We start from the raw sequence: 23,344 nt of genomic DNA, 5'->3' as shown, positions 1-23,344 counted from the left end.
CGGCGAGAACTGGAGCGTCAGGCGCTGATCACGTTCGCAGCACGCACAGCTGTGCCAGCTGAGGAGCAGCCATTGCCGATCGATGCAATCGACGGCTGGTTGGCCGAGCGGTGGTCTGTGGCTGATCGCCGAAACGTTGGCGGCGGAGGCCAGCCCAAGCCGACAACAGCAGCAGCAGAGAACCGGACAGGAACGCCAGGCAGGGCAACAACTGGTGGCGATGGTCCGTGGTGCCCGGTGCCAGCACGCTCGGTGCCAGCATCGTGGCCTGTTCCAGTCTCTCGATCACCTTGTGCGGATCGACGTACAGGGGGAACGCCTGCGTCAACGACGCCGACGAGACCACGGACGCGGGAGCCGGCAGCGGGTCATGATCAGCGCTCAAGCTGTGGAGCGCGAACACGCCAAGGAGAGCGCCCAGGATCACCAGGGAGCGAATTAGCCTCGACCGGCCGGTCCAGCGCGCAAGCCTCGACCGGCCGATCCGCCGTGACGTGTTCATCAGCAACAGGATAGCGGGCCGTCACATCCTGCTCGGTCGGGTCTTCCGGACGCCGGCATCATGTCCGTCCGTACCGGAAGATCAGCATCAGGATGGTGAGCCCGGCGCCCAGGATGATGCCCGTCGGCAGCAGGAATTCGCTGCCGAGCAAGCGATCGAGTCCGAATCCGAGACCGCCGTAGACGAGAATCCCGCCGATCAAGTAAGACATGACCCGCCAGCCGTCGCCCGAGGTATCACGCGGCGGCTTCGGAGGAGGCACGGGCCTGTCAGTGCGCATCGGTCACCACAAGTTTGGCGACCAGCTTGCGATTGGTGTGGGTCTCGATCTCGAACGTGCCTTTCGTATCAGCGGTGAAAACGAGGTCGGCTGGGATGCCTGGCTTCATCTCGACGGTCTTGTCGTAGCCGTGGAGATGTAAGGACTCGTTCGCGTCACTGATGCCCTCGAGCCTGACTTGCTGCCCGACGGTTGCGTACACAGGCAGCGCGTTGGGCTCAACAGTGCCGCCTGCAATGCGTACCCAGAGCCCTACCTCGGTCAGATCATCGGCCTTGTGCGTCGGAGCGGCCTTCGTTCTGCCAGGGCCGGTGGCTGCACGGGGCGGGGCGGTGGCCGCCGGCGTGGTGGCAGGACCGTTCGTCGATGCCGCTGCCGGGCTCTTCGGACGTTCGGTTGCAACGTCGTTCGGGCCGCCACACGCGTTCAGCGCCAACAGCGCGACCGCGGCAAGGGCGCACCTCAAGGTGAAGGTATGCATTGACCAGGGGTTTTCATGTGAGATCAACCGAAGCACGCGTCGATCCTCATCCGGCGTTCGGTTCGGGAGAGTCGCTGGCGGGATACCGGTCAGTGAAGTCCTTGACCGCCGCACCGCTGATATCGCCGCAGAACTGCCGATAACCCTTCTGGGTGGCTGGTTCCCCACCACCCCAATGCGACAGCGCGAAGTTCTTCCCTTCTGGCCAGGCCGGTCCGCCGTCGTCAGCCTTGTAGGGCGCGGCGACGAACTTTCCGGTCAGATCGGACGCGCTGTAGGTCTTGGCGATCCGCTCGATCGTGTCGATCTTCGCCTTGTCGCCGGCCACCGATTCGCGGTACCACAAGATGGTGTAGCCGTGCTCCAGGTTGTGTACGAGGTTCCCCATATTCGGCCGGTCCTCAGCGGTGTAGAACTTTCTCTGGAACGGTGCCGGGACCTGGTAGTGCGGGCCTGACGACGGTGGCGACACAGCAAACTTCAGCGGCGTACCGTCGGGTTTGTGATCGAGGTTGCCTGCCGTCTTGTCCTCGATCACCGGATCGCAGGATGCCGCCTGCGCCGCGACGCCAAGGTCAGCGGCCGAGGCGTCTTTTGCCCGGCTCTCCTGGATGATGCGGATCGCCGGATACGCGATGATCGCCAGTCCGACGACCACGGAGGCCACCACGACCATGATGGTCCGGCGACGGTCGGCCTGTGCCTGGCTGCGCTGCATCTGCTCAATGAGTTGCCGCCGGTCGCGGCTGCTTTTGGATTTGCTCATGATGCCTTCCGGGGTGATCGCCGTTCAGCGCAATGCCTTGGGGTGTGTGCGCTGAACGGCGTGCTTAGTGGGGCGTTGTCAGTAAGAGGTGTGGCGGGGTAACCAGCCGCCGTGAGGGCGGCGACAACCTCAGACACGGTGGTGTAGGTCAGGTCGATCTCTACCACCGTCCGTCCCTCGGAGCCGGTGCGGCTGCTCAGAACGCCCGGGACGTCGCGAAGCGCGGCGTCAACTCGGGTGGTGAGTTCCTCGTGGTATACGTTGATCTTCAGAATGTGAACGCTGATGGCCAAGGCCATCACCGCGCAGCAAGAAGCGTGGAATGCATGGCGCTCTCCGGAGTCGAGCAGGGATAGGGCGAGCTTGAACTCGTCGAAGCCCTCACAGCAGGCGTAGATCCTGGCGTGAGAGCCGCGTAGGCCCTATATGCGGGAGACGCTGAGGAGACCTGGATCCAGTCCAGGCAGATGACTCGGCAGTGGCGCGGCCAAAACTGGGCGCGGCTCTGTCGCTGAGCGGGGTATCCGCACGAACCGCACCCGCAAAACAGCCACGGTCGTGAGGACAGTGGCGATCACGAACGAAACGCAGACGAGCAACAGGCCATGGTCGCTGTCGTCGTCGTGATCGCCGACTGGCACGTTGCTGACGGAAATGGTCACCCATTCGGGTGCAGCCACCTGTTTGGCCGACGTCACCACGTCCGCCTGCTCGCCACTCGGCTGGATGCTCGCCATAGAGTTTCCAGCCCGAGGGGACGCAAGAGAAACTGCTTGGGCTTCCGCGCAATGCGGGCCCAGCACCACCACCGCCGCTGTGAGAAGCGCACCAACGAGCCGCGCGAGGGACTGCCGCGCTGGAGCTCGCCGGACGTAGATCACGCTCAAAGAGTACGGCTTCTTGAATTCGGAGCACGGAACACGCAGCGATCAAGGACATCCCCAACACCGGCGGCATACCCCTTGCCGGGTCAAGGTATCCACGATGCAGTGTCAGCGCCGCAGCAGTCCGCAGCCACGCCGACCCGACTTACGGACATCAACCCCATCTGCACCCGACTGCTCAGCTCGGCGCTGCCAGCGCGGCGGGCAGCTGACTTACCGCCTCCGCACTTTGCTGCCGCAGGTGTCACTGGCCCGGGCAAAGCGCCGCGTCGGCGAACAACTCGGCGGCGAGAAGCTGATCCTGGCCGATGCCGCCGAGACCAAGATCTGCGTGTTGCTGTCCATCTCCACTCTGGCCGGCCTAGCCCTCTTCAGCCTTACCGGCGCAGCCTGGCTCGACCCGGCCGCCGGTTCGTCATCGCCGTCTTCGCGATTCCACGAAGGCCGAGAGGCATGGGAGGCGAACTCGTCGAAGACAACGAGCGACGAGGGATAAGCGCACGACCAAGAATGACCCCCGACAGGAACCACGGAGTGGGTTCCACTCGCGGCTATTGACCGTGGCTTGCTGGGGTATCGCGGCGCTCAGTGCGGCGGTGCCGCATCGGATCGGGGCTGGTCCTGGAACCTCCCGCCCCAGCGACGGATAGCCCGGCGAATTCTGCTGATCAGCTCCTTCATCTGCCAGGCCAGCAGCGCCAACATCGGTAGGGCAGCTGCGACACCGGCGAGAAGGAGTTCCTCGATCGGGAGCCCTGCAATGTGCTGCGCGACGAGCCCGGCAAGCATCGGGCTCATGGCCGCCTCCCTTCTCGAGCAGGCTGCCATGTCGCCTCCACCAATGATCGGCGATCTAACAAGCCGCACACCTAGCGTAATTGCGGCGATGCGCGGCGTGCATCGCTAGCGGTGTCGCGGTGCCGGATCTGCCGATCGTTTAATACCACCCTGCTCAGTGGTCTATGCGCCAGCGAGGGGCGGCACTACGGTGATTGCATCGGTCATCCGTTGATGCGCAGTCATCCACGAGGTGACCTGGTCGCGGCTGTGGGGGGCCGAACCGTGTTGCGGGAGGGGAGTTCTGAAGATGCGCAAATCTCATCGAATCACCACGCTCGCGGTGGCGGTCGCCACCGCATTGGCCACCGTCGGCGGAGCCGCTAGCGCCGCGGTGCCCACCGACACCTCGGGGCTGCGGAACGCTGTCAGCGCCGAAGGTGCCCTCAAACACGCCCAGGTCTTCCAGGACATCGCCGACGCCAACGGGGACACCCGCGCCAGCGGCACCCCCGGCTACGACGCGTCGGCCGACTACGTCGCCGACGCTCTCGCCGACGCCGGGTACCTGGTCAGGCGTCAGACGTTCGCCTACGAGCTGTTCATCGAGACCGCGGATCCGGTCCTGGACATCACCAGCCCCGACCAGCCGGCCTACACCCCGGGCGAGGACTTCCTCACCATGGAGTACTCCGGCGCCGGGGACGTCACCGCGGCGGTGACCGCGGTCGACATCACCATCCCGCCGGCGGCGACGCCATCGTCGACCAGCGGTTGCGAGGCCGCCGACTTCGCCGGCTTCCCCGCGGGCAATATCGCACTGATCCAGCGCGGCACCTGCACCTTCCGCGAGAAGGTGGACAACGCCGCGGCCGCCGGCGCGGTCGGCGTCATCATCTTCAATGAGGGTCAGCCGGGACGTACCGACGTCTTGTCCGGAACGTTGGGCCCGCCCCAGGCTGCGATTCCGGCGGTCGGGACAAGCTTCGCGGTCGGTCAGGAGTTCTACACGCTGCTGCAGTCCGGGCCGGTGACCGCGCGGCTCGCGGTGTCGGCGGAGGTCCAGCTGAAGGACACCGAGAACATCATCGCCGACACCACCTCGGGGCGCACCGACCGCACAGTGGTAGCGGGCGCGCACCTGGACTCGGTGCTGGAAGGGCCCGGCATCAACGACAACGGCTCCGGCTCCGCGACGGTCCTCGAGATCGCGTTGCAGATGGCAGCCCTCGATGTGCAGCCGACCAACCGTGTGCGGTTCACGTTCTGGGGAGCGGAGGAGTCCGGGCTGATCGGGTCGCAGTTCTACGTCGACTCGTTGACCCAGCGGGAGCGCAAGGACATCGCTCTCTACCTGAACTTCGACATGGTCGGTTCGCCGAACTACGTACGGTTCGTCTACGACGGTGACGGGTCGGCATTCGGGATCAAAGGCCCAACCGGGTCGGCGCGCATCGAGCAGGTCTTCACCCAGCACTTCGCTTCGGAGGGCCTGGCGTCTGCGCCAACGGCGTTCGACGGGCGTTCGGACTACGACGCATTCATCAGCGTCGGCATCCCCGCCGGCGGGCTGTTCACCGGGGCCGAAGGCATCAAGACCCCAGCCCAGGCCGCCGTCTACGGCGGTGTCGCCGGCGCGGCCTACGACCCGTGCTACCACCAGGCCTGCGACAGCATGACCCCGGTCGCCGACGGTGCCGACGCCGCGCTCTACGCGCAGTTGGCCGCTGCCTACGACCTCGAAGGCAACCTCAACATGGAAGCCCTCGAAGAGATGGCCGACGCTGCCGCCCACGCCACGCTGACATTCGCGATGACCACCTCCGCGGTCAGCGGCACCGCACGGTCGTCCAGCGAATCCACCAGCCTGTTCAAGGGAACACACCTACAGCGCTAGCCAATCCACCCCGATCGCGAGGGGGCCAACCGGACCGGAATACGGCCCCCTCACCCGACACCACAGGAACGCGGACTCGTTCTCACAACCGATAGGAGATCGAGGTTGCTGCTCGATCACCGTCACCACCACCAGCGGCCACCCCCACTGGGAACCCGCAGCAGCTGTGGTGTTCATCGGCGCCGACGCCGGCGACGGCCCGTCAGCCGACTGCTGCTGCGACTACCGCAACTTGTTCGCCGACCACGCTGCCGCCATGTCGTGGATGGCGGCGCACCCCCAGGTTCCGGGCCAGTTGCTCGACCAGGCCGAAGCCGAACAGCTCGGCGCCAGCTTGTTCGGGCCGATCCTGGCTCTCACGACTGTTCCGTTGGCTGCCCAGCGGGGCCTAGCGTGAGGGAATCCCACCAAGGAGGTTGGTCATCGTGTTGACACGAGCAACACGCCTACGCCTCTCGGGGCATGGCGAGCGACTCCGGCTCCGACTCCACGACCGTCGGCAGCCAGTACCGCTGGAGACCCTGCGCGAGTGCTGTCGAGCATCGACCGCCGTCGACAAGGCAATCGGCGAAGCAATCCGCGGCGCCCGCGCGGCAGGCGCCTCATGGCAAGACATCGGCCGCGCTCTCGGTGCCACCGAGACTGCCCAGACACAACAAGAAGTCATCGATGCGCTCGCGGATCAGAAGCGCTCAGTCTGGCGACGATTCTGGACCTAGCGGCGCTTCCGCTCGACCTCGTCCGCTACGGCGTACTCGACCCCCACACCGCAAACCAGGAAGGAACTGAGCATGCCCAGCCGGCAGGCACGCCAGCGACCAAACAAGCAGCCACGCCGCGGGCTACCGCGTCGGATGCCCATCACCTCGCCGCGCTGATCCGGGACCAATTCAAGCTCCACGAACTAGTGCTTCACTGAACCAGCCAAGTCGGGTCGAGAACTTCGGCTGCTACTGGCCATGGTTGGCGGAGAGTAGACCTAGCGGGGTGAGATTCCCGACCCCGTCCGGCCCACTGGTCCGCAGATAGCGGCCGAGCGCCGCCAGGGCCAGTGTGTGGCCGATGCGGTTGCGGTGGCGCATGGCGTCGACCACGCGCCGGGCTGCGTCGTAGATCGGCACGAACTCGCCTGGTGCCGCCTCGTACTGCACGATGTTGAGGTCGAAGGTCTTGGCCGCGTACTGCGCGACGAAGATGGGTGGGTAGGAGATCGCCGGACGGCGGGTGCCACGTGGGACGGCGATGTGTACGGCGGCTGGTATGTCGTCGATCAGATCGTAAAGTGCGAGTGCGGACTCGCCGCAGACGACTGCGTGGGGTGCTCGTGTGTGTACGGCCAGCAGATCGAGGTGTGCAGTCTCGGGGGCGTCGGACCGCCGGTAGACACCGCGCGAAAGTTCAAGTGCTGCCCCTTCGCTGACCAGCGTGGCCAGATCTCGCGATGGCAGGCCAACGCTGCGCGCCTGCGCCGTGGTGAAAGTGAATGGAAGCATCGTCAGCCGTTAACGCGCACGAGCCGGCTCCACAGAGGACATGTATCGAATCGCACCCTCTGAGGATCCTGGTGGGTGCGATTTGATACTCGTGGATCGCTGTCCCAACTCTGTCGTGACGCCCCGGGCCCTTGCTTGTCATTCGAGCACGAAAGCGACTTCCGCGCCGACGTCCGTTATGAGTGCTGGCCCAGGTCGGACTTCGTCAGTGCCGGCCCGGGATGTATGTCAGCGTCGTTCAACCGGTTGCGTGCTCCTGCTTCGAAGAAGCGCATTTGACTGCACCGCCGGAGTTGAGTTCGAATCCACGGCTAAGGCTACGGTCTAGAGCGGGAATTTCGGCCACGAGCGGGTGAACCGCTGAGCATGAAAACTGCCTGTGACCAGGCGAAACGTGGTCCACCGCAGGCAGCGGATTTCACCCTAGATCCCCCAGAGGTCGCAGGTTCAAATCCTGCCCCCGCTACCAAAGAAGGCCCTCTGACCAGGTGCAACACCGGTCAGAGGGCCTTCGTGATTCGCGGCAAATCCGAGTGGCTACGGTCTAGGCTACGGTCAGCGATCGCATTACTGGTCCTCACTGGGGCTGGTCTCCGGTGACATGCTCGCCGTTGCTCCGCTCCGATCGGTCGCGAAGCCGAGCACGAGCAACGCGTACGCCGCATCACGGGTGCCGCTCGACGGCAGTGAGGCGAAAGCCAGCAGCGCGAAGCTGTCGGCCTTGGCTGCAAGGAGCAGCATGCCGATGAGCAGCGCCGCTCCGCTGATCTTGCCGAACATGACCGTGACGATCGCGGCCTCGGTGCGGCCGCCGTGGGCGGTGAGAAGGTAGAACCCGATCGTCAGTCCTTCCCAGGCAAGCAGGAAGCTGAACACATTGTCCGCCGCGAGGATGGCCGCAACCGGGGCCAGCGTCAACCCGTACGCCGGGATCCGCGCGCGAGCCCCGGTTCCCGCATCCAGCTCCACGCCACGCGGCGCAACCGAGTGAGACCGGAACGGCGACCCCGAAACAGACCACCAGGAACAAAGCGGACAGGCGATCGACGACCAGCTTGCTGCGCTCGAATCCGAGGAACTCGTCGAGCCCGATGCGGGCCTCGTGGCCAGGCGGACGGGTCGGGCGCCGATCGGTGGTTCTGTCTCGGCGAGCGAAGTCCCTGGACGTGAATGCCGGCGGGATGGATCCTGCTCGGCGAAAGCGTGTACCGGCGACGCATATCCAGCCAGCCCGTGCCGATGCGTTGGCGGCATCCGGCGCTGTCTGCCGACAATCCGATCACCTGCGAGAAGTCACTATCTCCGGGCTCAGGAACGGGCCGCTTCCTTCAGGCGCGTGCCCGCATACGCGAACACCCCGGCCGTGCGGCCGCGACTGCGTCGCGGACCTGCCGGTCGACGGCCAGTCCGGCACGATCAGGACGAAGCACTCCGCCATCCAGGCGCACAGCAGCAACGTCCCCCGCGGCACTAGAATTCTGCCTACCATGCCCAGCGAGCAACGACTCAACCGAGCTCCAGCGGAGGTCGCCGCACCGATACTCACCATCCGGCTCCTCGGCGGCTTCTCGGTCGTTCGAGAGCACCCAGGAGCGGTGTCTGACAAGTGGCGTCGTCCGAGTGCGCGCACCATCGTCAAGCTGCTCGCGCTCGCCCGTGGGCACCGGATGACCCGGGACGAGGTCATGCACATCTGCTGGCCGGACGTTGACCCCGAGGCGGCCCGCAGCAGCTTGCGCGTCGCGCTGCACGCGGTACGGCATGCCCTGGAGCCGGAGCGGCGTCCGCGGGCCCCGTCGTCGTACCTGCTCGGTGACGGTGACCTGCTCCTGCTGAGCCCGGACACGGTCGAGGTCGACGTCGAGTGCGTGGAGCGGGAGGCCGCGGCCGCCCTCGATGCCGAGGACGCCGACGGGTTGTCACGGGTGTCGGAAGCCCTGACGGCAGAACTGCTACCCGAGGATCGGTACACCGAGTGGGTCGAGCCACACCGTCGCGAGCTGGCCCGGTTACGCCGCCAGCTCGGACTGAAGCTTGCCGAGGTGCAGATGGCGTCCGGCCAGCCCGGCGCCGCGACCATACCGCTGGAACGGCTGCTCGCCGGAGACGAGAGCGACGAGGAGCTGAGCCGCGCCCTGATCGGCGCGTACGCAGCGGCGGGGCAACCGCGACGTGCCGCCGAGCGCTACCGGCGCCTGCGCACGGTCCTGAGCGAGGAGCTCGGGACGACGCCGGCCGCTGAGACGGACGAGCTGTACCGAACGCTGCTGGGGGAGGGCCGCAGTGGTGTCTCTGGCCTGGTCGCCGGTGGCCCGGCACCGAGTCCGGCCCTGCCCGTCTCGATCCGCCGTGCCCCTGACACCCCGCTGCGCGGTCGGGATCGGGCACTCGCCGATCTCCTGGAGGGTCTGCCCGGCGAGGATGCCGACCTCGGGGCGGAGTCGTCGGGGCTGCTGACGCTCGTGAGCGGAGAGATCGGCATCGGCAAGACGCGTCTGGTCGCCGAGGCTGCACGCAAGGTCGCGGCCGGGGGGTCCGTTATCTTGTGGGGCGCCGCCTATGAAGCCGAGGGGCCGCTCCCGTACGGGCCTTTCGCAGATGCCCTTGCGAGCTGGTTTGCCGGCCGAGATCCCGGGGAGCGCGCCGCCGCGGTCGCCAGCCATCCCGAGCTCGCTGACCTGTTGCCGGGCTCTGGCGCGGCACCTGCTGTCTCTCCGGCCACTGACGAGGAGCGGGCGAGGCTCTTCCGCGCTTTTCGCTCGCTGCTGATCGACATCGCCGGGCCTTTCCCGATGCTCGTTGTCCTCGACGACCTGCATTTCGCGGACCTCGGGACCCTGCGGCTGTTGCACCATCTTGTCCGCACGGCCCACGACGCACGGGTGCAGTTCGTCGCGACCTACCGCGAGGACGACGTTGCCACCACCGGTGTGCCGGAGTGGCGTACTCTGCTGGCTGCCCTCACCCGGCAAGGCAGGTCACGCCGGGTCGAGCTGATGCGGCTGCCCCGCGCCGACTGTGACCGAGTGGTCTTGGACATCGCGCGAACCGAGGCATACCGCTCTCATGGTGGCCCGCGCCCGTTCAAGCAAGAGACACTCACGAACGTCTATGAGTTGTCGCGTGGAAACCCCTTGTTCGCTGTGGAGATCGTCCGATCGCTCCAGCAGCAGAGCCCGGACCTGCGCGAACACGAGATCGCCCCACCTGAGACGGTCCGTGAGCTGGTCGCCGCCCGACTCGCCCTGGCATCGCCCCCCGCTCAGGGCCTGCTCGGGGTGCTCGCCGCGGCGGGCGGCGCCATCTCGACGGTGGAGGTGGCCGATGTCGCGGCAGACGGACTGAATCCAGGGCTGAGGGAGCCCGCGCTGAGCGACGAGATCGATGATCTCGTGGCGAGCCATGACGTCGAGGAGTGCGACGTCGTGCTGGCCGGCCGCCGCGTTCCCGGCCTCACGTTCCGGCACCCAGTCATCGGGTTGGCCGTGTACGACCAGCTCGGGAGCTCCCGGCGGCGTCGACTCCATCAGGCCTTGGCGGGCGCCGTGCGACAGCACCGTCCGGAGGCGGTGGATGCATTGGCGCACCACCTGGACCGTGCCGGTGACCCCGCGGCTGCGCTCTGGCTGCGCCGCGCCGCGGAGCGGGCGGCCGCTCTGCACGCGGATGACAGTGCCGATCGGTACTACGCCGCGCTTGTGTCCCGGCTCGACGCCGATGGGGTCGGTTTCGAGCAGACGGTGACGCCGCGCATCGCCTGGGCGCAGGTGCTCATCCGCAGAACGAGGTATGCCGCTGCCGACCGGCTGCTCCGGCAGGTTCTCGACCAGGTGCACGTCGACCATCCTGATCGTGGCCGCGCTGCCATCGTGCTCGCGGAGGTGCTCGGTCGCGAGGGGCATCCCCAGGAGGGCATCGACCTGCTGGACGCGGAGGTCGAACTGGCCGACGCTCCGGTGTCGGTGCTCGCGGCCGACGGGTACCTAGCCCGAGCCGTGCTGCGTTTCGCGCTCGGCCAGTACGACGAGGGTCTTGGCGCGGCCGACAAGGCGATCGCGGCTGCGGCGGGAATCGATGAGGCCGCGCGTGTCGGTGTGGTCGGTCAGGCTGAGCAGGTGCGCGCAGCTTGCCTGCTGCTTGGTCACCGGCACGCGGACGCGCGGCTGGCAGCAGAGCGGGCACTCGACGCCGGCGAGCAGTCGGGCGACCTGGCGTTGCAGACCAAGGCCCTGTCGACCCTCCGTGAGATCGCCATGCTCGCGGGACGACTCGCAGATGCCATGGTCTTTGCCCGCCGCTCACACGCGGTTGCGGAGCATCTCGGCGACCCGGCTGGGCTCTCCTTCGAGCGCGCGAACCTCGGGATGTTGCAGCTGACCCTCGGCGACTCCGAGAGTGCTCGGCGGACCGCTCGCTCAGCCCTGGCGACCGCGCGAGCGTACGACGCCGCCTGGTGTCTGCCCTACGCGTTGCTCTGTCTCGGCGAGGTCGAGCTGTGGACCGGATCCCTCGAGCGGCCCGACCTGGCCGAGCGCCTACTCACCGAGGCTGAGGAGGTCGCGGCGGGACAGGGCAACACCCCTGCTGCGGCGGCGGCCCGGATCCTGTTAGCCAGGCTCGACGTGCAGCGCGGACACCCCCGGGTCGCCCTCGCCCGGCTGTCCGATCCACCGGGACTCGAGCAGGAGGCACCCTCGACGGTTCCCGCGGTCCGCGCGAGCGCCCTTCTGGCGACGGTGAGGCCGCGGCCGCCCGCGAGGTCGCCCGAACCGCGCTGTCGGCGGCTCGCGCCGCTGAAGACCGGCCGCGCGAAACCGAGGCTCGGCTGATCCTTGCGTTGGCACTGGCGAAGACCGGCGATCGGCACGACGCGCAGCGACAGCTGGCTGAGTCCTTGCGAATGGCGAGAGCGATGGGTGATGTCCTGGCCGAGCAGCACGCGGTGGCGGCACAGCCTCGGGTGGCCCGACCGGCAGGGAACGTTGTGGTCACACCTCGGTAACGGGCGCCGCCTAACGTCCCCGACGAATGCCGCTGCCGTCGTGAGGAGACACCTGATGAAACACCGACCGCATCCACCGATGGTGATGGTGGAGGCCGGCGCCGAGCCGTGGTCGCGGGTTGAACCGCTCCTGGACCGCCGCGTCAACGAGATCGCCGGGAGCGGTGAGATCGAGATCATCAGCGCGGATCCGGACGTGCTCCGGGCACTGCCTGACTGGTGCGCCAGCCGACAGATCCGCATCGAGTCGATGCCCGAGCAGAACGGCGCCCGCGGCTTTCGCCTGCACTGCACCCGCACCTCATCGGAGGAACTGTGAAAACCATCCCACGCGTCGCCTTGTCGGCGCTGTCCGCGGCGGCACTCGCGTTGACACTTCCCGCGGCCCCGGCTGCGTTGGCGGACAGCAGCGGTTCCGCTGCCGACACCGCCTTCGTACGATCGTCGGCTGCGGCCGGAGCGCAGAGTACGCCGAAGAGCGCAGTCGTCACTCTGATCACCGGCGACCGGGTGACCGTCCAATCGGCGGTCAAGGGCCCGCCGGCGTACACGGTCACGCCGGCTCCCGGCGCGGAACGCACCGGCATCACGTTCAGCATCTCCACCGAGGGCGGCGCGACGTACATCGTCCCGTCCGACGTCGCCGACCTGGTGGGGGCGGAGTCGGTGCTGGACCGTGAGCTCTTCAATGTCACGCGTCTGGTGGCAGAACGGCTGGACGACTCCCACAGCGCGAGTCTGCCGCTCATCGTGCAACGCATCGACGCACAGCGAGTCCGGGGCGTGGAGGGCCTGGTGCAGGGCCCGGCCCTCAAGGTGCTCGGGGCGCACGCGGTCGACATCGCGAAGAACGCGACCGACTCGCTCGGCGACGAGATCACCGACGCCACAGCCATGGCCGTCCCAGCGTCCGCTGTCCGCGCCGCCGAGGCCCGCGGGTCCGTCCCGCCGCATCGCCAGCTAGACGCGCGAGCCGGCGAACTCGCGGGGGTCAGCCGGATCTGGCTCGACCGCACCATGACCGCGGCGGACTGGGACGTCAACCTGACCCAGGTCGGCGCGCCTGCCTCCTGGGACTCCGGCGTCACTGGTCAAGGCGTCAAGGTCGCCGTTCTGGACACCGGAATCGACACCCAGCACCCCGACCTGCTCGGTCAGGTGGTGGGGAGCGCCAACTTCACCCCGTCGCCAACGCTGATGGACAAGGTCGGCCACGGCACCCATGTTGCCGGCACGATCGCCGGCACCGGCGCAAAGGCGCCAGGCGCTCGTCGCGGCGTGGCATTCGACGCGGACCTGCTGATCGGCAAGGTGCTCGGCGACGACGGCCGGGGCGACATGTCCGCGGCCATCGAGGGCATGGAGTGGGCAGTCGAGAACGGAGCGGACATCGTCAACATGTCGCTCGGGTCCGGACCGACCGACGGCACCGACCCGGCGAGCCGGGCGCTCAACCAGCTCAGCGAAGAGCACGGGACCCTCTTCGTCGTCTCCGCCGGCAACTCCGGTCCTGGGGCGAACACAGTCAGTGCCCCCTCGACGGCCGACGCGGCCCTGTCGGTGGCGGCCGTGGACTCCGCGGGCACCGTCGCCGGGTTCTCCAGTCGCGGCCCACGAGTGGGCGACAGCGCCCTCAAGCCGGAGATCGCAGCCCCAGGTGTCGCGATCGCTGCACCGCGGTCCTCGGCGATGCCGGGTACGCCGGCCGACCCGTACTACGCGACCTTCAGCGGCACGTCGATGGCGGCCCCCCATGTGGCTGGTGTCGCGGCGCTGCTGGCGCAGCGTCACCCGGACTGGACCGGGGAGCGGCTCAAGGCGGTCCTGATGGGCACCGCCGCAAGCGCCAAGGGCGACATCTTCGCGGTAGGAGCCGGTCAGGCGAACGCCCCTGCGGCGCTGGGTGCCGAGCTGGTGCCGTCGGTTGGCAAGCTCGGGTACGCGCTCACCGAGGCAGATAGCCTGGTGGACCGCCAGATCAGCTTCACCAATACCGGGACGAGCCCGATCTCGGCGAACCTGGAGACTGCGTCGAACAACCCGTCAGATCCGGCCGGCGTGATCACCGTCAGCCCGGCCACGCTTGACATCGCGCCGGGCGAAACGGCCACCGCAACCGTGACCGCCGACGCGTCGAAGGTCAGCCGCGCCGCCGCCTTCACCGGCGCGGTCACGATCACTCCCGACCGCGGCACCGCACTCCGTCTGCCCGTGACCGCCACCCGCGTGCGTTGGCTCACCGTCACACCGATCCGGAACGACGGCAAGCCTGCGGTGGGTGCGTTCGTCACGGTGCTGAACCACGAAGACGGGTCGTACGCCTCCGGCACCGTCGGCGGCTCCGGAACCCTGCGGCTGCAGGTGTTGCCCGGCCCCCTCGCGGTGGGCGCGACGATCCAGGAATGGGCCCCCGATGGCTCGCCGATCGCCAGCCTGCTCACCACTGAGGTGCCGTCCGACGCCGCCGCGGTGACCCTCGACGCCGCAACCGCGGTGCCGGTGGGTGCCCAGGTGCGGAACTCGACGCGCGAGGAGATGGCCCTGGTCAGGCTGACCCGGGTCAACGAGGACGCCAAGACGATCACCTCCCACGGCATCCTTGCCGGTGGAGCGTATGGCCCGATCGTGCGTGGCCAGCTACGTATCTCCCCCAGCACGGCAGCCACCCCCGAAGGCACACTGCGGCTGGACGAGCACTGGGTGCTGGCCAACAAGGGCAGCGACAACCGCCTGGGCGATGCGACCACGCTCTACGACCTGGTGTACTCCGGCGACTCGGTGCCGCCGGTTCCTGTGCATCAGGTCAGCCGTCACGAGGAACGGAACCTCGCAAGGATCGAGCACAACTACTACGCGCCTGGAACGCCGCACCTGAGTCAGGACGCCAGCACCGCAATCGGTGAGGCCTACCTCGGACTGAATGTCGCGACTCCGTCGTTCGTGCAGACGCCGCTGAAAACCGTTCGGTACGCCACCGCGGATGGCGTTATCTGGGGCCGGAGCCTGTTCCGCAACATGACCGTTCCGAACGGCTCGCTGTCGATGAATCTACGGTTCGTCTTTCGCGAGTACCTGAACGGCCAACGCTACGAGGAGAGTTACTGGGGCGGACCCCTCGGCGGCGGGGCCACCGGGACCCTGCGTGCCGGTTCGAACGGGGCCACCATGGCCGTGACCTTCGATGACTCGGTCGACAGCGACGGACACATCGGACGATATGCCGAATTCACCAACCCGCAGCGTGGCAGCGGAGGCAGCGCCCTCTACCGCAACGACAAGCTGGTGAGAACCGGCGGCTCGACGTTGACAGCCACCGTCGACCCCTCGACGGCCAACTACCGACTGGAGCGCTCGTACGACGGAAAGGACATCTTCCCGATCGGCGGCCAGATCTCCACGGTCTGGGTCACCGAGCCGGTCGCGGCCACCGAAGCCGAGCCGCTCTCGCTGCCGTTGGCAAGCCTGCGGTGGAGCGGCAAGGACCTCGACCTGTCGAACAGGGCTCGTGCCCAGCGCGACACGACGATCCAGGTACAGGCCACGAGTGCCGCCCTGGACCAGCACGACCGCCGGTTCAGCTCGGCCTCGGCGTGGTACACCACCGACGGAGGCCAGACCTGGCAGCCGGCCGAGGCGCAGTCCAAGCGCGACGGCACGGGAGACTACCGGTTCACCGTCCCTGGGCGCTCGCTGGACACCGGCGACTGGGTCGGCCTGCGGTTCGCGGCCGTTGACAAGGCCGGGAACAGCGTCCAGCAGACTCTCCTCAGGGCGTTTCCCGTCGGCTGATCCGGCACGGTTCCAACCGCCACCGTGAAGGGGAGGCGACCGCAGCAAGCCTGCCGCGGTCGCCTCCCCAGCACGCGGTTGCGATTTGAGCCCCAGTCAGGCCCAGATGTACTCTTCGGCGATCGCGCCGTCGCGCCATTTGGCCACCGTGACCATGCGGCTGCCGTCCTCGAACTCGCCGATGACACATGTCCACTCGCCGGACCCGAACCCGATGGGGTGGGACGTGATCCGCGGCGGCGTGCCGCCCACCGAATCGACGTAGGCCTTCATGGCGTCGATGTGCTCCTGGATCCCGTGAGTCGGTTCCTGACCCTTCCAGTCCACCAGCACGTCCTCGGTGTGGTGGTGGGCGAAGACGCCGTTCCAGTCGGCGTTGTTCCAGCCCGTGAAGTCAAGGTCATCCATACCCTTGAGGTTCCTGTCGACCTGCATGGGATCCCTCTTTCCGGAGACGAATGGGTTCGTCCGGGCGCGGGAGCCTGGTGCGGGCTGGCGCCCTGGCGCGTCGATTTTAGCAGCGGGACGGCGCTGACTCCATCGTGGCTTGGTCATCACGAGCGTGACCGCGTTGGCTTGGGCGGGGGCGACGCCGACTTCCGTTCAGCGGAAGTTATGGATTGCCAATTCTCGCGTTCGGCGCTGCAATGGAGTGGTGCTACCTCTCTTGACGCCGACGCGGAACGACTACGGGTATGACGTGACAGGACTCGTCCCGGGCTGGGAATCCGTGCTCGGCGCGGGCGACCTCGGCTCGGAGCAGCAGGCGATCTGGGACCGAGCCGTGGGCTACCTGAAGGTCCGCAGCAACGACGTCCACACGATCTACTCCTACGGCATCGCCCAGGCGCTTGCCGACCTGCACCCGGAGGCCCACCCCGAGGTCGTGCTGCCGGCGATCCTCCTCCACGACATCGGCTGGTCTCAGGCGCCGGAGGGCGAGATCCTCGATGCGATCGCACCCGGCGGCGACCGCCGGGATCTCATCGTCCTTCACGAGAAGGAGGGTGCGCGGCTGGCACGGGGCATTCTGCAGGAGCTCGGGGTCGAGCCCAGCCGGGTCGAGGCGATCCTGGCGATCATCGACGGGCACGACACGAGGCGGGAGGCGATCTCGCTCGACGACGCGCTGGTGAAGGACGCCGACAAGCTCTGGCGGCTGACACCGCACGGCATCGACACGGTGATGGGCTGGTTCGGGCTCACGCGGGACGAGGCGCACCGGCTGATCGGCAGCCGGGTGCACCACCACCTGCTGACCGACGCCGGGCGCACGATGGCGCGCGCCCTGGCGGCCGTCGCGTGGGTCGACTCCAGCCCCCAGCGCGTGGCGCTCGGCTAGGTTCGGCGGCGCGGTGGCGGGTAGGGAAGGCGGGCGCTCGGTCACCTCGAAGGTGCTCCTGCTGCTCGAGGCGTTCGAGTCGAGTGGGTCGCCGATGACGCTCACCCAGATCGCCGCGCACGCGGACGTTCCGTTGCCGACGGCCCATCGGCTCGTCGGGGAGCTGGTCGACTGGGGAGCCTTGGAGCGTGACGAGAACGGCAGGTACGTCGTCGGCCTGCGGCTCTGGGAGGTGGCGCAGAACGCTGGCCGCCAGCTGAGGGAGACCGCCCGGCCCTACCTCCAGGATTTGTTCTCCCTGACCCAGGAGACCTCCCACCTGGCTATCCGGGAGGGGCACGAGGCCCTTTACATCGACCGGGTGTACAGCTCGAAGCGGGTGCCCCGGGCTTCTCGGGTGGGAGGCCGGCTCCCCTTGCACGCCACCGCCGTGGGAAAGATCCTGCTCGCCTTCGAGGATCCTTGGCTGCGCGAAGCGTACGTCGCACGCGACCTCGAGGCACCGACCCGGCACACCCACGTCAACCCGGCCCGGTTGCTGCTCGAGCTGGACTCGATTCGCGAGCAGGGCTATGCCACCACGTACGAAGAGGTGCGCCCGGGGTCGTGCTCGATCGCGGTGCCGGTGCAGCGCGAGCCCGGCCATGCGGTGGCTGCCATCGGCCTGGTGATGCTCTCCACACAGGCAGCTCAGATGGAGCGGTATCTGCCGGCGCTCCAGGGCATCGCCCGGCGCATCGAGCCTGCCGTCGCCCGCTGGCCGCTGCCGGGAAGTCACTTCCGCTGAATGGAAGTCGGGCGTTGTGGGCCAGGTCTCCCTGATCGCAAGATGGGGCCATGGCGAACGCGACTGAAGCTAAAGCAGCAGGGCTGGGGGGTTGCCCGGTCCACCACGGTTTCGAACCCTTCTCGCAGGCCGACCCGTTCCCGTCGTACGCCGAGCTGCGCGCCGAGGAACCGGTCATGTACGACGAGCGCATCGGTTACTGGGTCGTCACCCGGTACGACGACGTCAAGGCGGTCTTCGACGACTGGGAGACCTTCAGCAGCGAGAACGCGCAGGCCCCGGTGCGTGAGCGGGGACCCCAGGCCACGCGGATCATGGCCGACGGCGGGTTCACGGCGTACTCCGGGTTGTCCGCCCGCATCCCGCCCGACCACACCCGGATCCGCAAGGTGGTCGCCAAGGCCTTCACCCCCCGGCGCTACAAGGCATTGGAACCCGCCATCAGGGCAAACGTCGTCGCCCAACTCGAGGGCCTGCTGGCGAACCCCGGTCGGCGCGGCGACCTCGTCAAGGAGCTCGCGTACCAGGTCCCGACGATCACGATCCTCACCCTGATCGGTGCGGACACGTCCCAGGTCGACACCTACAAGCGTTGGTCGGACTCTCGTGCGGCGATGACGTGGGGCGATCTGACCGACGAGGAGCAGGTGCCGCACGCGCACAACCTGGTGGAGTACTGGACCGAGTGCCGGCGTCTCGTCGCGGAGGCGCACGAGACCGACCCGGACAGTCTGGTGGGTGACCTGGTGCGGGCTCAGCGCGACGGCGACCCGATCACCGACCACGAGATCGCCTCGGTCTGCTACAGCCTGTTGTTCGCCGGCCACGAGACCACCACCACCTTGATTTCCAACACGCTGCGCGTCCTGCTCGCGCACCCGGACCAGTGGCGGCACATCGTCGACGACCCGACGAAGATCGCCGGTGCGGTCGACGAGGTGCTGCGGTTCAGCCCGTCGATCGTGGCCTGGCGACGCAGGGCCACCAAGGACGCGAGTATCGGTGGCGTCTCGGTCCCCGCTGGTGCGGACGTGCTGCTGGTGATGGGTTCGGCGAACCGCGACGACGCGAAGTTCGACGACCCGGACACGTTCGATATCGAGCGGCCCAACGCCCGCGAGCACCTCGCGTTCGGGTTCGGGATCCACTACTGCCTGGGCAACCTGCTCGCCAAGCTGCAGGCCAAGATCGCCGTCGAGGAGGTGGCCCGCCGCGCTCCCGGTCTCGAGCTCGTCGACGGCGACGCCATCGAGTTCGGCGACAACCTCTCGTTCCGCGGCCCGGTCGCGGTTCCCGTCACGTGGGAGGGCTGAGCCGTGGACAACAAGCCTTACGTCCAGTTCTTCGACAGCGGCAGCGCATCGGAGCATGACCTTCTCGGCGGCAAATGTGCCTCCCTGGTCACGATGACCGCCGCGGGCATGCCTGTACCCCCCGGGTTCGCGGTCACCACAGCGGCGTACGACGCGTTCGTCGACGCCGCCGGGCTACGCGACGAGATCAGTGCGAAGCTGGGCACGCTCGACCCGGACGACCTGGTCGCCGTCGACTCGGTGTCGGCCGGCATTCGCGACGCGATCTGCTCGCGGCCCGTTCCGGATGCGGTCAGGTCGGAGGTGGTCGCGGCGTACGACGCGTTCCAGGCCAGGTTCGCCACCGAGGTCCCGGTCGCGGTGCGCTCTTCGGCGACAGCCGAGGACCTGCCAGGTGCGAGCTTCGCCGGCCAGCAGGACACCTACCTCTGGCTGATCGGCCTCGACAGCGTGCTCAAGCACGTGCGCGCCTGCTGGGCGTCGCTCTACACCAGCCGCGCGATCCTGTACCGCCTCAAGAACGCCATCCCCGACGAGGGGCTGTCGATGGCGGTCGCGGTGCAGAAGATGGTCAACTCCCGGGTCTCCGGGGTGGCGATCACGATGAACCCGACGAACGGCGACCGGTCCAAGATCGCCATCGACGCGTCGTACGGCGTGGGTGAGATGGTCGTGTCGGGGCAGGTCACCCCCGACAACCTGCTGCTCGACAAGGTGATGCTCACTGTCGTGTCGCAGACCATCGGCGCCAAGCACGCCGAACTGGTCCCCGACTTCGGCGAAGGCCGCCTGGTCGAGCGGGAGGTACCCCCTGAGCGCCGAGTCGTGTGCAGCCTGTCCGCCGACGAGGTCACCGAGGTCGCCTCGATGGCCAAGCGGGCGGAGAAGCACTACGGCTGCCCGCAGGACGTCGAGTGGGCACTGGACTCCGACCTTCCCGCAGGGGAGAGCCTGCTTCTTCTCCAGTCCCGCCCCGAGACCGTCCACTCGGGCAAGGCAGCGCCGCCGGCCAAGTCGGCAACTCCCACCACTCCGGGCTTCAGCATGGCCGGCATCACAGCCACTCTCACGAACAGGAAACCGTCATGACCGTCACGTCCTCCGCGATGAAGTCGTTCCCGAAGCCGTCGGCCTTGACTGTGCCGCCTGGTGCCGAGGGGTGGGAGAAGCTGTACCCGTACAACCTGGTCTTCCAGAACCTCAGCGGCGCCGAGGACGAGAAGTTCTGGTTCTGCGACAGCCAGCACTGGCCGACGGTGTTCAAGCCTTTCGAGACCATCGGCGGCGAGTTCGCAGTCAAGTGCCTGGGGCAGTACAACACCCGCCATCTGTTGATCCCGCCGGCCAACGGCATCGAGTTCAAGATCCACCTGGGCTACCTCTACATGAGCCCGGTACCGGTTCCCGAGGCCGAGATCCCCGCGCGGGTCCCCGAGTTCGAGCGACGCGCCGGGCACTACTTCCAGAACTGGGACACGCTGCTGGAGTCCTGGCGGACGAAGGTCCGCGCCACCATCGACGAGATGGAGGCGTTGTCGTTCGACGCGCTGCCAGAGATGGTGCCGTTCGAGGACATCGTGTCGGGGAAGGCCAAGGACGGCTCCGAGAAGCTGATGGAGAACTACGATCGGCTGATCCAGTTGCTGTACCAGAACTGGCAGTACCACTTCGAGTTCCTCAACCTCGGCTACGTCGCGTACCTCGACTTCTTCGGCTACTGCAAGGAACTCTTCCCGGGCATCCCCGACCAGTCCATCGCCAAGATGGTGCAGGGCGTGGACATGGAGCTGTTCCGTCCCGACGACGAGCTGAAGAAGCTGGCGTCGCTGGCCGTCGAGCTCGGGCTGCAGACCGCGTTCGAGGACACCGACGACGTGGCAGGGACCCTGGAGCGCGTCGGCGCCCGCGAGGGCGGCGGGCAGTGGGTCGACGCGTACACCGCGGCGCAGGACCCCTGGTTCAACTTCACCGTCGGGAACGGCTTCTACGGTCATGACAAGTACTGGATCGAGCACCAGGAGCTCCCGCTCGGCTACATCAAGGACTACATCCGCCGAATCGACGAGGGCCACCAGATCATGCGCCCGGTCGACGAGCTGGTAGCCGAGCGTGATCGCGTCATCGCGGAGTACCGCGAACTCGTCGACGGTGACAACCTGGCCCTCTTCGACGCCAAGCGCGGGCTGGCCGCGACGGCGTATCCGTATGTCGAGAACCACAACTTCTACATCGAGCACTGGACGATGGGCGTCTTCTGGCGCAAGGTGCGGGCGCTCGGACAGGTCTTCGCCGACGCCGGCTTCTGGCCGCACCGCGACGACATGCTGTACCTGACCCGTGGCGAGGTACGGGACGCGATCTTCGATCTCGTCACTGGGTGGGCCGTCGGCAGCGAGGCGACCGGTCCGCACTACTGGCCGGCCGAGATCGACCGCCGCCGCGGCATCGTCGAGGCGCTGTCCAGCGCCCGTCCACAGCCGGCCCTCAACACTCCTCCCGCCGAGATCACCGAGCCGTTCACGATGATGCTCTACGGCATCACCACGGAGCAGGTGCAGCAGTGGCTGGCGGGCGACGAGTCCGGCGCCGATGGCGTCATCACCGGCATGGCGGCCTCACCCGGCGTGGTCGAGGGCATTGCCCGTGTCGTGCACAGCGCAGACCAGCTCGGCGAGGTCCAAGAGGGCGACATCCTGGTGGCGACCATCACCGCTCCGTCGTGGGGGCCGATCTTCGGCAAGATCAAGGCAACCGTCACCGACATCGGCGGGATGATGAGTCACGCCGCGATCGTGTGCCGTGAGTACGGCCTGCCGGCGGTCACCGGCACCGGGAGCGGGTCCACCACGATCAAGAGCGGCCAGCTCGTGCGCGTCGACGGCAACACCGGCCGCGTCGAGATCCTCAAGGGCTGAGTCCGATGAGCACTCCGTCCGACACGTACATCCCGGAGGGCGCCGACCGCACCGTGCTGGTCACGGGAGCGGCCGGCGGGCTCGGCCGCAGCTTCGCCATCGGCTTCGCCCGGCGCGGCTACCGAGTCGCCGTTGCTGACATCGATGCGAACGGCGCCGAGGAGACCGCGCGGCTGGTCAAGGACACCGGGGCAGCGGCGTGGCACGGCGCGGTCGACGTGACGTCGGGTGAGTCCACCGCGGCCATGGCCGCGGCGGTCGCGGAGTTCGGGGCCGGGCGCATTGAGGTGCTGGTCAACAACGCGGCGATCTACGGGACTGTGACCCGATCAGCTCTGGAGGATATCGACCCGGCCGAGTGGGACCGCGTGATGGAGGTCAACCTCAAGGGCCCCTGGCTCGTCGTCCGTGCCTGCAGCCCGCACCTCCCCGAGGGCGCACGCATCGTCAACCTGTCCTCGGCCACCGTCTACAGCGGATCCGAGAACTGGCTGCACTACGTGGCCTCCAAGGGCGGCGTCATCGCCCTGACCAGGGTGATGGCCAAGGAGTTGGGCCGCCGGTCGATCACGGTCAACGCGATCGCGCCGGGCTTCACGCTCACCGAGGCCAGCTACGGACTCATCGACAACGCGGCGGAGTACGGCGTGGAGCGCGGCGCACTGCGCCGCGCCGGCCGACCCGAGGACATCGTCGGGGCCGCGCTCTTCCTCGCCGGACCCGACAGCGCCTACGTCACCGGTCAGACCCTCGTGGTCGACGGCGGCCGCCAGTTCAACTGAGTTGGAGAACGAGATGCCCACGATCACCTACACCGACGCCGAGGGCGAGAGCCGGTCGGTCGAGGCCAACGTCGGGGACTCCGTCATGGAGACCGCCGTACGCAACGGCGTACCTGGAATCGTCGCCGAGTGTGGTGGCTCGCTCTCGTGCGCCACCTGTCATGTCTTCGTCGACCCGAGCGACTTCGCGTCGCTTCCGCCGATGGAGGAGATGGAGGACGAGATGCTCTACGGCGCAGCCGTGGACCGTGAGGAGTTCTCCAGGCTCTGCTGCCAGATCAAGGTCACCGACGGCATGGACCTGCAGGTGACCACGCCGAAGACGCAGGTGTGA

The 23,344-nt window shown here is 67.7% G+C and carries 22 protein-coding genes; 13 read left to right on the top strand and 9 right to left on the bottom strand.

Features of this window, described 5'->3' with window-relative positions; all coding sequences use genetic code 11:
• Positions 1–28: 28 nt before the first annotated feature.
• The 5 genes from A3ES_RS0125335 to A3ES_RS55115 form a co-directional block, all read right to left on the bottom strand.
• Entirely contained in the window at positions 29–502 is a 474-nt protein-coding gene (locus tag A3ES_RS0125335; protein WP_020389644.1) for a hypothetical protein, read from the bottom strand.
• 58 nt (positions 503–560) lie between these two features.
• On the bottom strand, positions 561–713 hold the full coding sequence (locus A3ES_RS54275) for a hypothetical protein (protein WP_020389643.1): 153 nt from the start codon (positions 711–713) through the stop codon (positions 561–563).
• A gap of 58 nt (positions 714–771) precedes the next feature.
• Positions 772–1,299 (bottom strand): hypothetical protein, encoded by a 528-nt coding sequence (locus tag A3ES_RS51530; protein ID WP_157630741.1) that lies wholly within the window; start codon positions 1,297–1,299, stop codon positions 772–774.
• 10 nt (positions 1,300–1,309) lie between these two features.
• On the bottom strand, positions 1,310–2,029 hold the full coding sequence (locus A3ES_RS0125320) for a DUF3105 domain-containing protein (RefSeq protein ID WP_020389641.1): 720 nt from the start codon (positions 2,027–2,029) through the stop codon (positions 1,310–1,312).
• A 422-nt stretch (positions 2,030–2,451) separates the two neighbouring features.
• Entirely contained in the window at positions 2,452–2,766 is a 315-nt protein-coding gene (locus A3ES_RS55115) for a hypothetical protein (RefSeq protein ID WP_020389640.1), read from the bottom strand.
• Between the two features lie 388 nt (positions 2,767–3,154).
• Between A3ES_RS55115 and A3ES_RS0125310 the strand changes: the two genes are divergently transcribed.
• Positions 3,155–3,409 carry a hypothetical protein gene (locus tag A3ES_RS0125310; RefSeq protein WP_202806586.1) on the top strand — a complete coding sequence of 85 codons (255 nt, stop codon included), beginning with the start codon at positions 3,155–3,157 and terminating at the stop codon, positions 3,407–3,409.
• An 89-nt stretch (positions 3,410–3,498) separates the two neighbouring features.
• Here the strand turns inward: A3ES_RS0125310 and A3ES_RS0125305 are convergent, their stop codons facing one another.
• Positions 3,499–3,711, bottom strand: a complete 213-nt coding sequence (locus A3ES_RS0125305; protein WP_157630740.1) for a hypothetical protein — start codon at positions 3,709–3,711, stop codon at positions 3,499–3,501.
• Positions 3,712–4,000: 289 nt separating this feature from the next.
• Here A3ES_RS0125305 and A3ES_RS0125300 point away from each other — a divergent pair, with 289 nt between their 5' ends.
• Positions 4,001–5,587 carry a M20/M25/M40 family metallo-hydrolase gene (locus A3ES_RS0125300; protein ID WP_020389637.1) on the top strand — a complete coding sequence of 529 codons (1,587 nt, stop codon included), beginning with the start codon at positions 4,001–4,003 and terminating at the stop codon, positions 5,585–5,587.
• A 13-nt stretch (positions 5,588–5,600) separates the two neighbouring features.
• The gene (gene merB / locus A3ES_RS56235; RefSeq protein ID WP_083933679.1) at positions 5,601–5,984 is read left to right on the top strand and encodes an organomercurial lyase; all 384 of its coding nucleotides are present in this window, start codon (positions 5,601–5,603) and stop codon (positions 5,982–5,984) included.
• 553 nt (positions 5,985–6,537) lie between these two features.
• On the opposite strand, the gene A3ES_RS48345 is transcribed toward merB, so the two are convergent.
• Both A3ES_RS48345 and A3ES_RS0125270 read right to left on the bottom strand, forming a co-directional pair.
• Complete coding sequence (locus A3ES_RS48345) at positions 6,538–7,080, bottom strand: type IV toxin-antitoxin system AbiEi family antitoxin domain-containing protein (RefSeq protein WP_020389633.1); 543 nt, start codon at positions 7,078–7,080, stop codon at positions 6,538–6,540.
• Between the two features lie 567 nt (positions 7,081–7,647).
• Complete coding sequence (locus A3ES_RS0125270; protein ID WP_020389631.1) at positions 7,648–8,049, bottom strand: proton-conducting transporter transmembrane domain-containing protein; 402 nt, start codon at positions 8,047–8,049, stop codon at positions 7,648–7,650.
• A 626-nt stretch (positions 8,050–8,675) separates the two neighbouring features.
• On the opposite strand from A3ES_RS0125270, the gene A3ES_RS48340 reads away from it, so the two are divergent.
• The 3 genes from A3ES_RS48340 (at position 8,676) to A3ES_RS51525 (ending at position 15,871) form a co-directional block, all read left to right on the top strand.
• A complete protein-coding gene (locus A3ES_RS48340) occupies positions 8,676–11,909 on the top strand; it encodes an ATP-binding protein (RefSeq protein ID WP_169501803.1) in 3,234 nt (1,077 codons plus the stop codon).
• A 228-nt stretch (positions 11,910–12,137) separates the two neighbouring features.
• Positions 12,138–12,401 (top strand): hypothetical protein, encoded by a 264-nt coding sequence (locus A3ES_RS0125260; RefSeq protein WP_157630739.1) that lies wholly within the window; start codon positions 12,138–12,140, stop codon positions 12,399–12,401.
• Entirely contained in the window at positions 12,398–15,871 is a 3,474-nt protein-coding gene (locus A3ES_RS51525; protein ID WP_020389629.1) for a S8 family peptidase, read from the top strand. The genes A3ES_RS0125260 and A3ES_RS51525 overlap by 4 nt, the downstream gene beginning before the upstream one ends.
• Before the next feature lie 96 nt (positions 15,872–15,967).
• Here A3ES_RS51525 and A3ES_RS0125250 read toward each other — a convergent pair whose 3' ends face one another.
• Positions 15,968–16,279, bottom strand: coding sequence for a hypothetical protein (locus A3ES_RS0125250; protein WP_202806585.1), 312 nt, complete (start codon positions 16,277–16,279; stop codon positions 15,968–15,970).
• Between the two features lie 247 nt (positions 16,280–16,526).
• On the opposite strand from A3ES_RS0125250, the gene A3ES_RS0125245 reads away from it, so the two are divergent.
• The 7 genes from A3ES_RS0125245 to A3ES_RS0125215 are packed head-to-tail and all read left to right on the top strand — an operon-like array spanning position 16,527 to position 23,344.
• Positions 16,527–17,213: an HD domain-containing protein gene (locus A3ES_RS0125245; protein ID WP_157630738.1), complete on the top strand. Its 687-nt coding sequence runs from the start codon at positions 16,527–16,529 to the stop codon at positions 17,211–17,213.
• A 13-nt stretch (positions 17,214–17,226) separates the two neighbouring features.
• Positions 17,227–18,000 carry an IclR family transcriptional regulator gene (locus A3ES_RS0125240; protein ID WP_040455443.1) on the top strand — a complete coding sequence of 258 codons (774 nt, stop codon included), beginning with the start codon at positions 17,227–17,229 and terminating at the stop codon, positions 17,998–18,000.
• A gap of 50 nt (positions 18,001–18,050) precedes the next feature.
• Positions 18,051–19,313 (top strand): cytochrome P450, encoded by a 1,263-nt coding sequence (locus A3ES_RS0125235; protein ID WP_020389625.1) that lies wholly within the window; start codon positions 18,051–18,053, stop codon positions 19,311–19,313.
• Between the two features lie 3 nt (positions 19,314–19,316).
• Positions 19,317–20,402: a PEP/pyruvate-binding domain-containing protein gene (locus tag A3ES_RS0125230; protein ID WP_020389624.1), complete on the top strand. Its 1,086-nt coding sequence runs from the start codon at positions 19,317–19,319 to the stop codon at positions 20,400–20,402.
• Positions 20,399–22,228: a PEP-utilizing enzyme gene (locus A3ES_RS0125225; protein WP_020389623.1), complete on the top strand. Its 1,830-nt coding sequence runs from the start codon at positions 20,399–20,401 to the stop codon at positions 22,226–22,228. The genes A3ES_RS0125230 and A3ES_RS0125225 overlap by 4 nt, the downstream gene beginning before the upstream one ends.
• A gap of 5 nt (positions 22,229–22,233) precedes the next feature.
• Positions 22,234–23,010 carry an SDR family NAD(P)-dependent oxidoreductase gene (locus tag A3ES_RS0125220; RefSeq protein WP_020389622.1) on the top strand — a complete coding sequence of 259 codons (777 nt, stop codon included), beginning with the start codon at positions 22,234–22,236 and terminating at the stop codon, positions 23,008–23,010.
• A 13-nt stretch (positions 23,011–23,023) separates the two neighbouring features.
• Positions 23,024–23,344 carry a 2Fe-2S iron-sulfur cluster-binding protein gene (locus A3ES_RS0125215; protein ID WP_020389621.1) on the top strand — a complete coding sequence of 107 codons (321 nt, stop codon included), beginning with the start codon at positions 23,024–23,026 and terminating at the stop codon, positions 23,342–23,344.

The organism is Kribbella catacumbae DSM 19601 (genome assembly GCF_000372465.1).
Classification (GTDB): Bacteria; Actinomycetota; Actinomycetes; order Propionibacteriales; family Kribbellaceae; genus Kribbella; species Kribbella catacumbae.
This window is presented reverse-complemented; position numbering and strand designations above follow the sequence as displayed.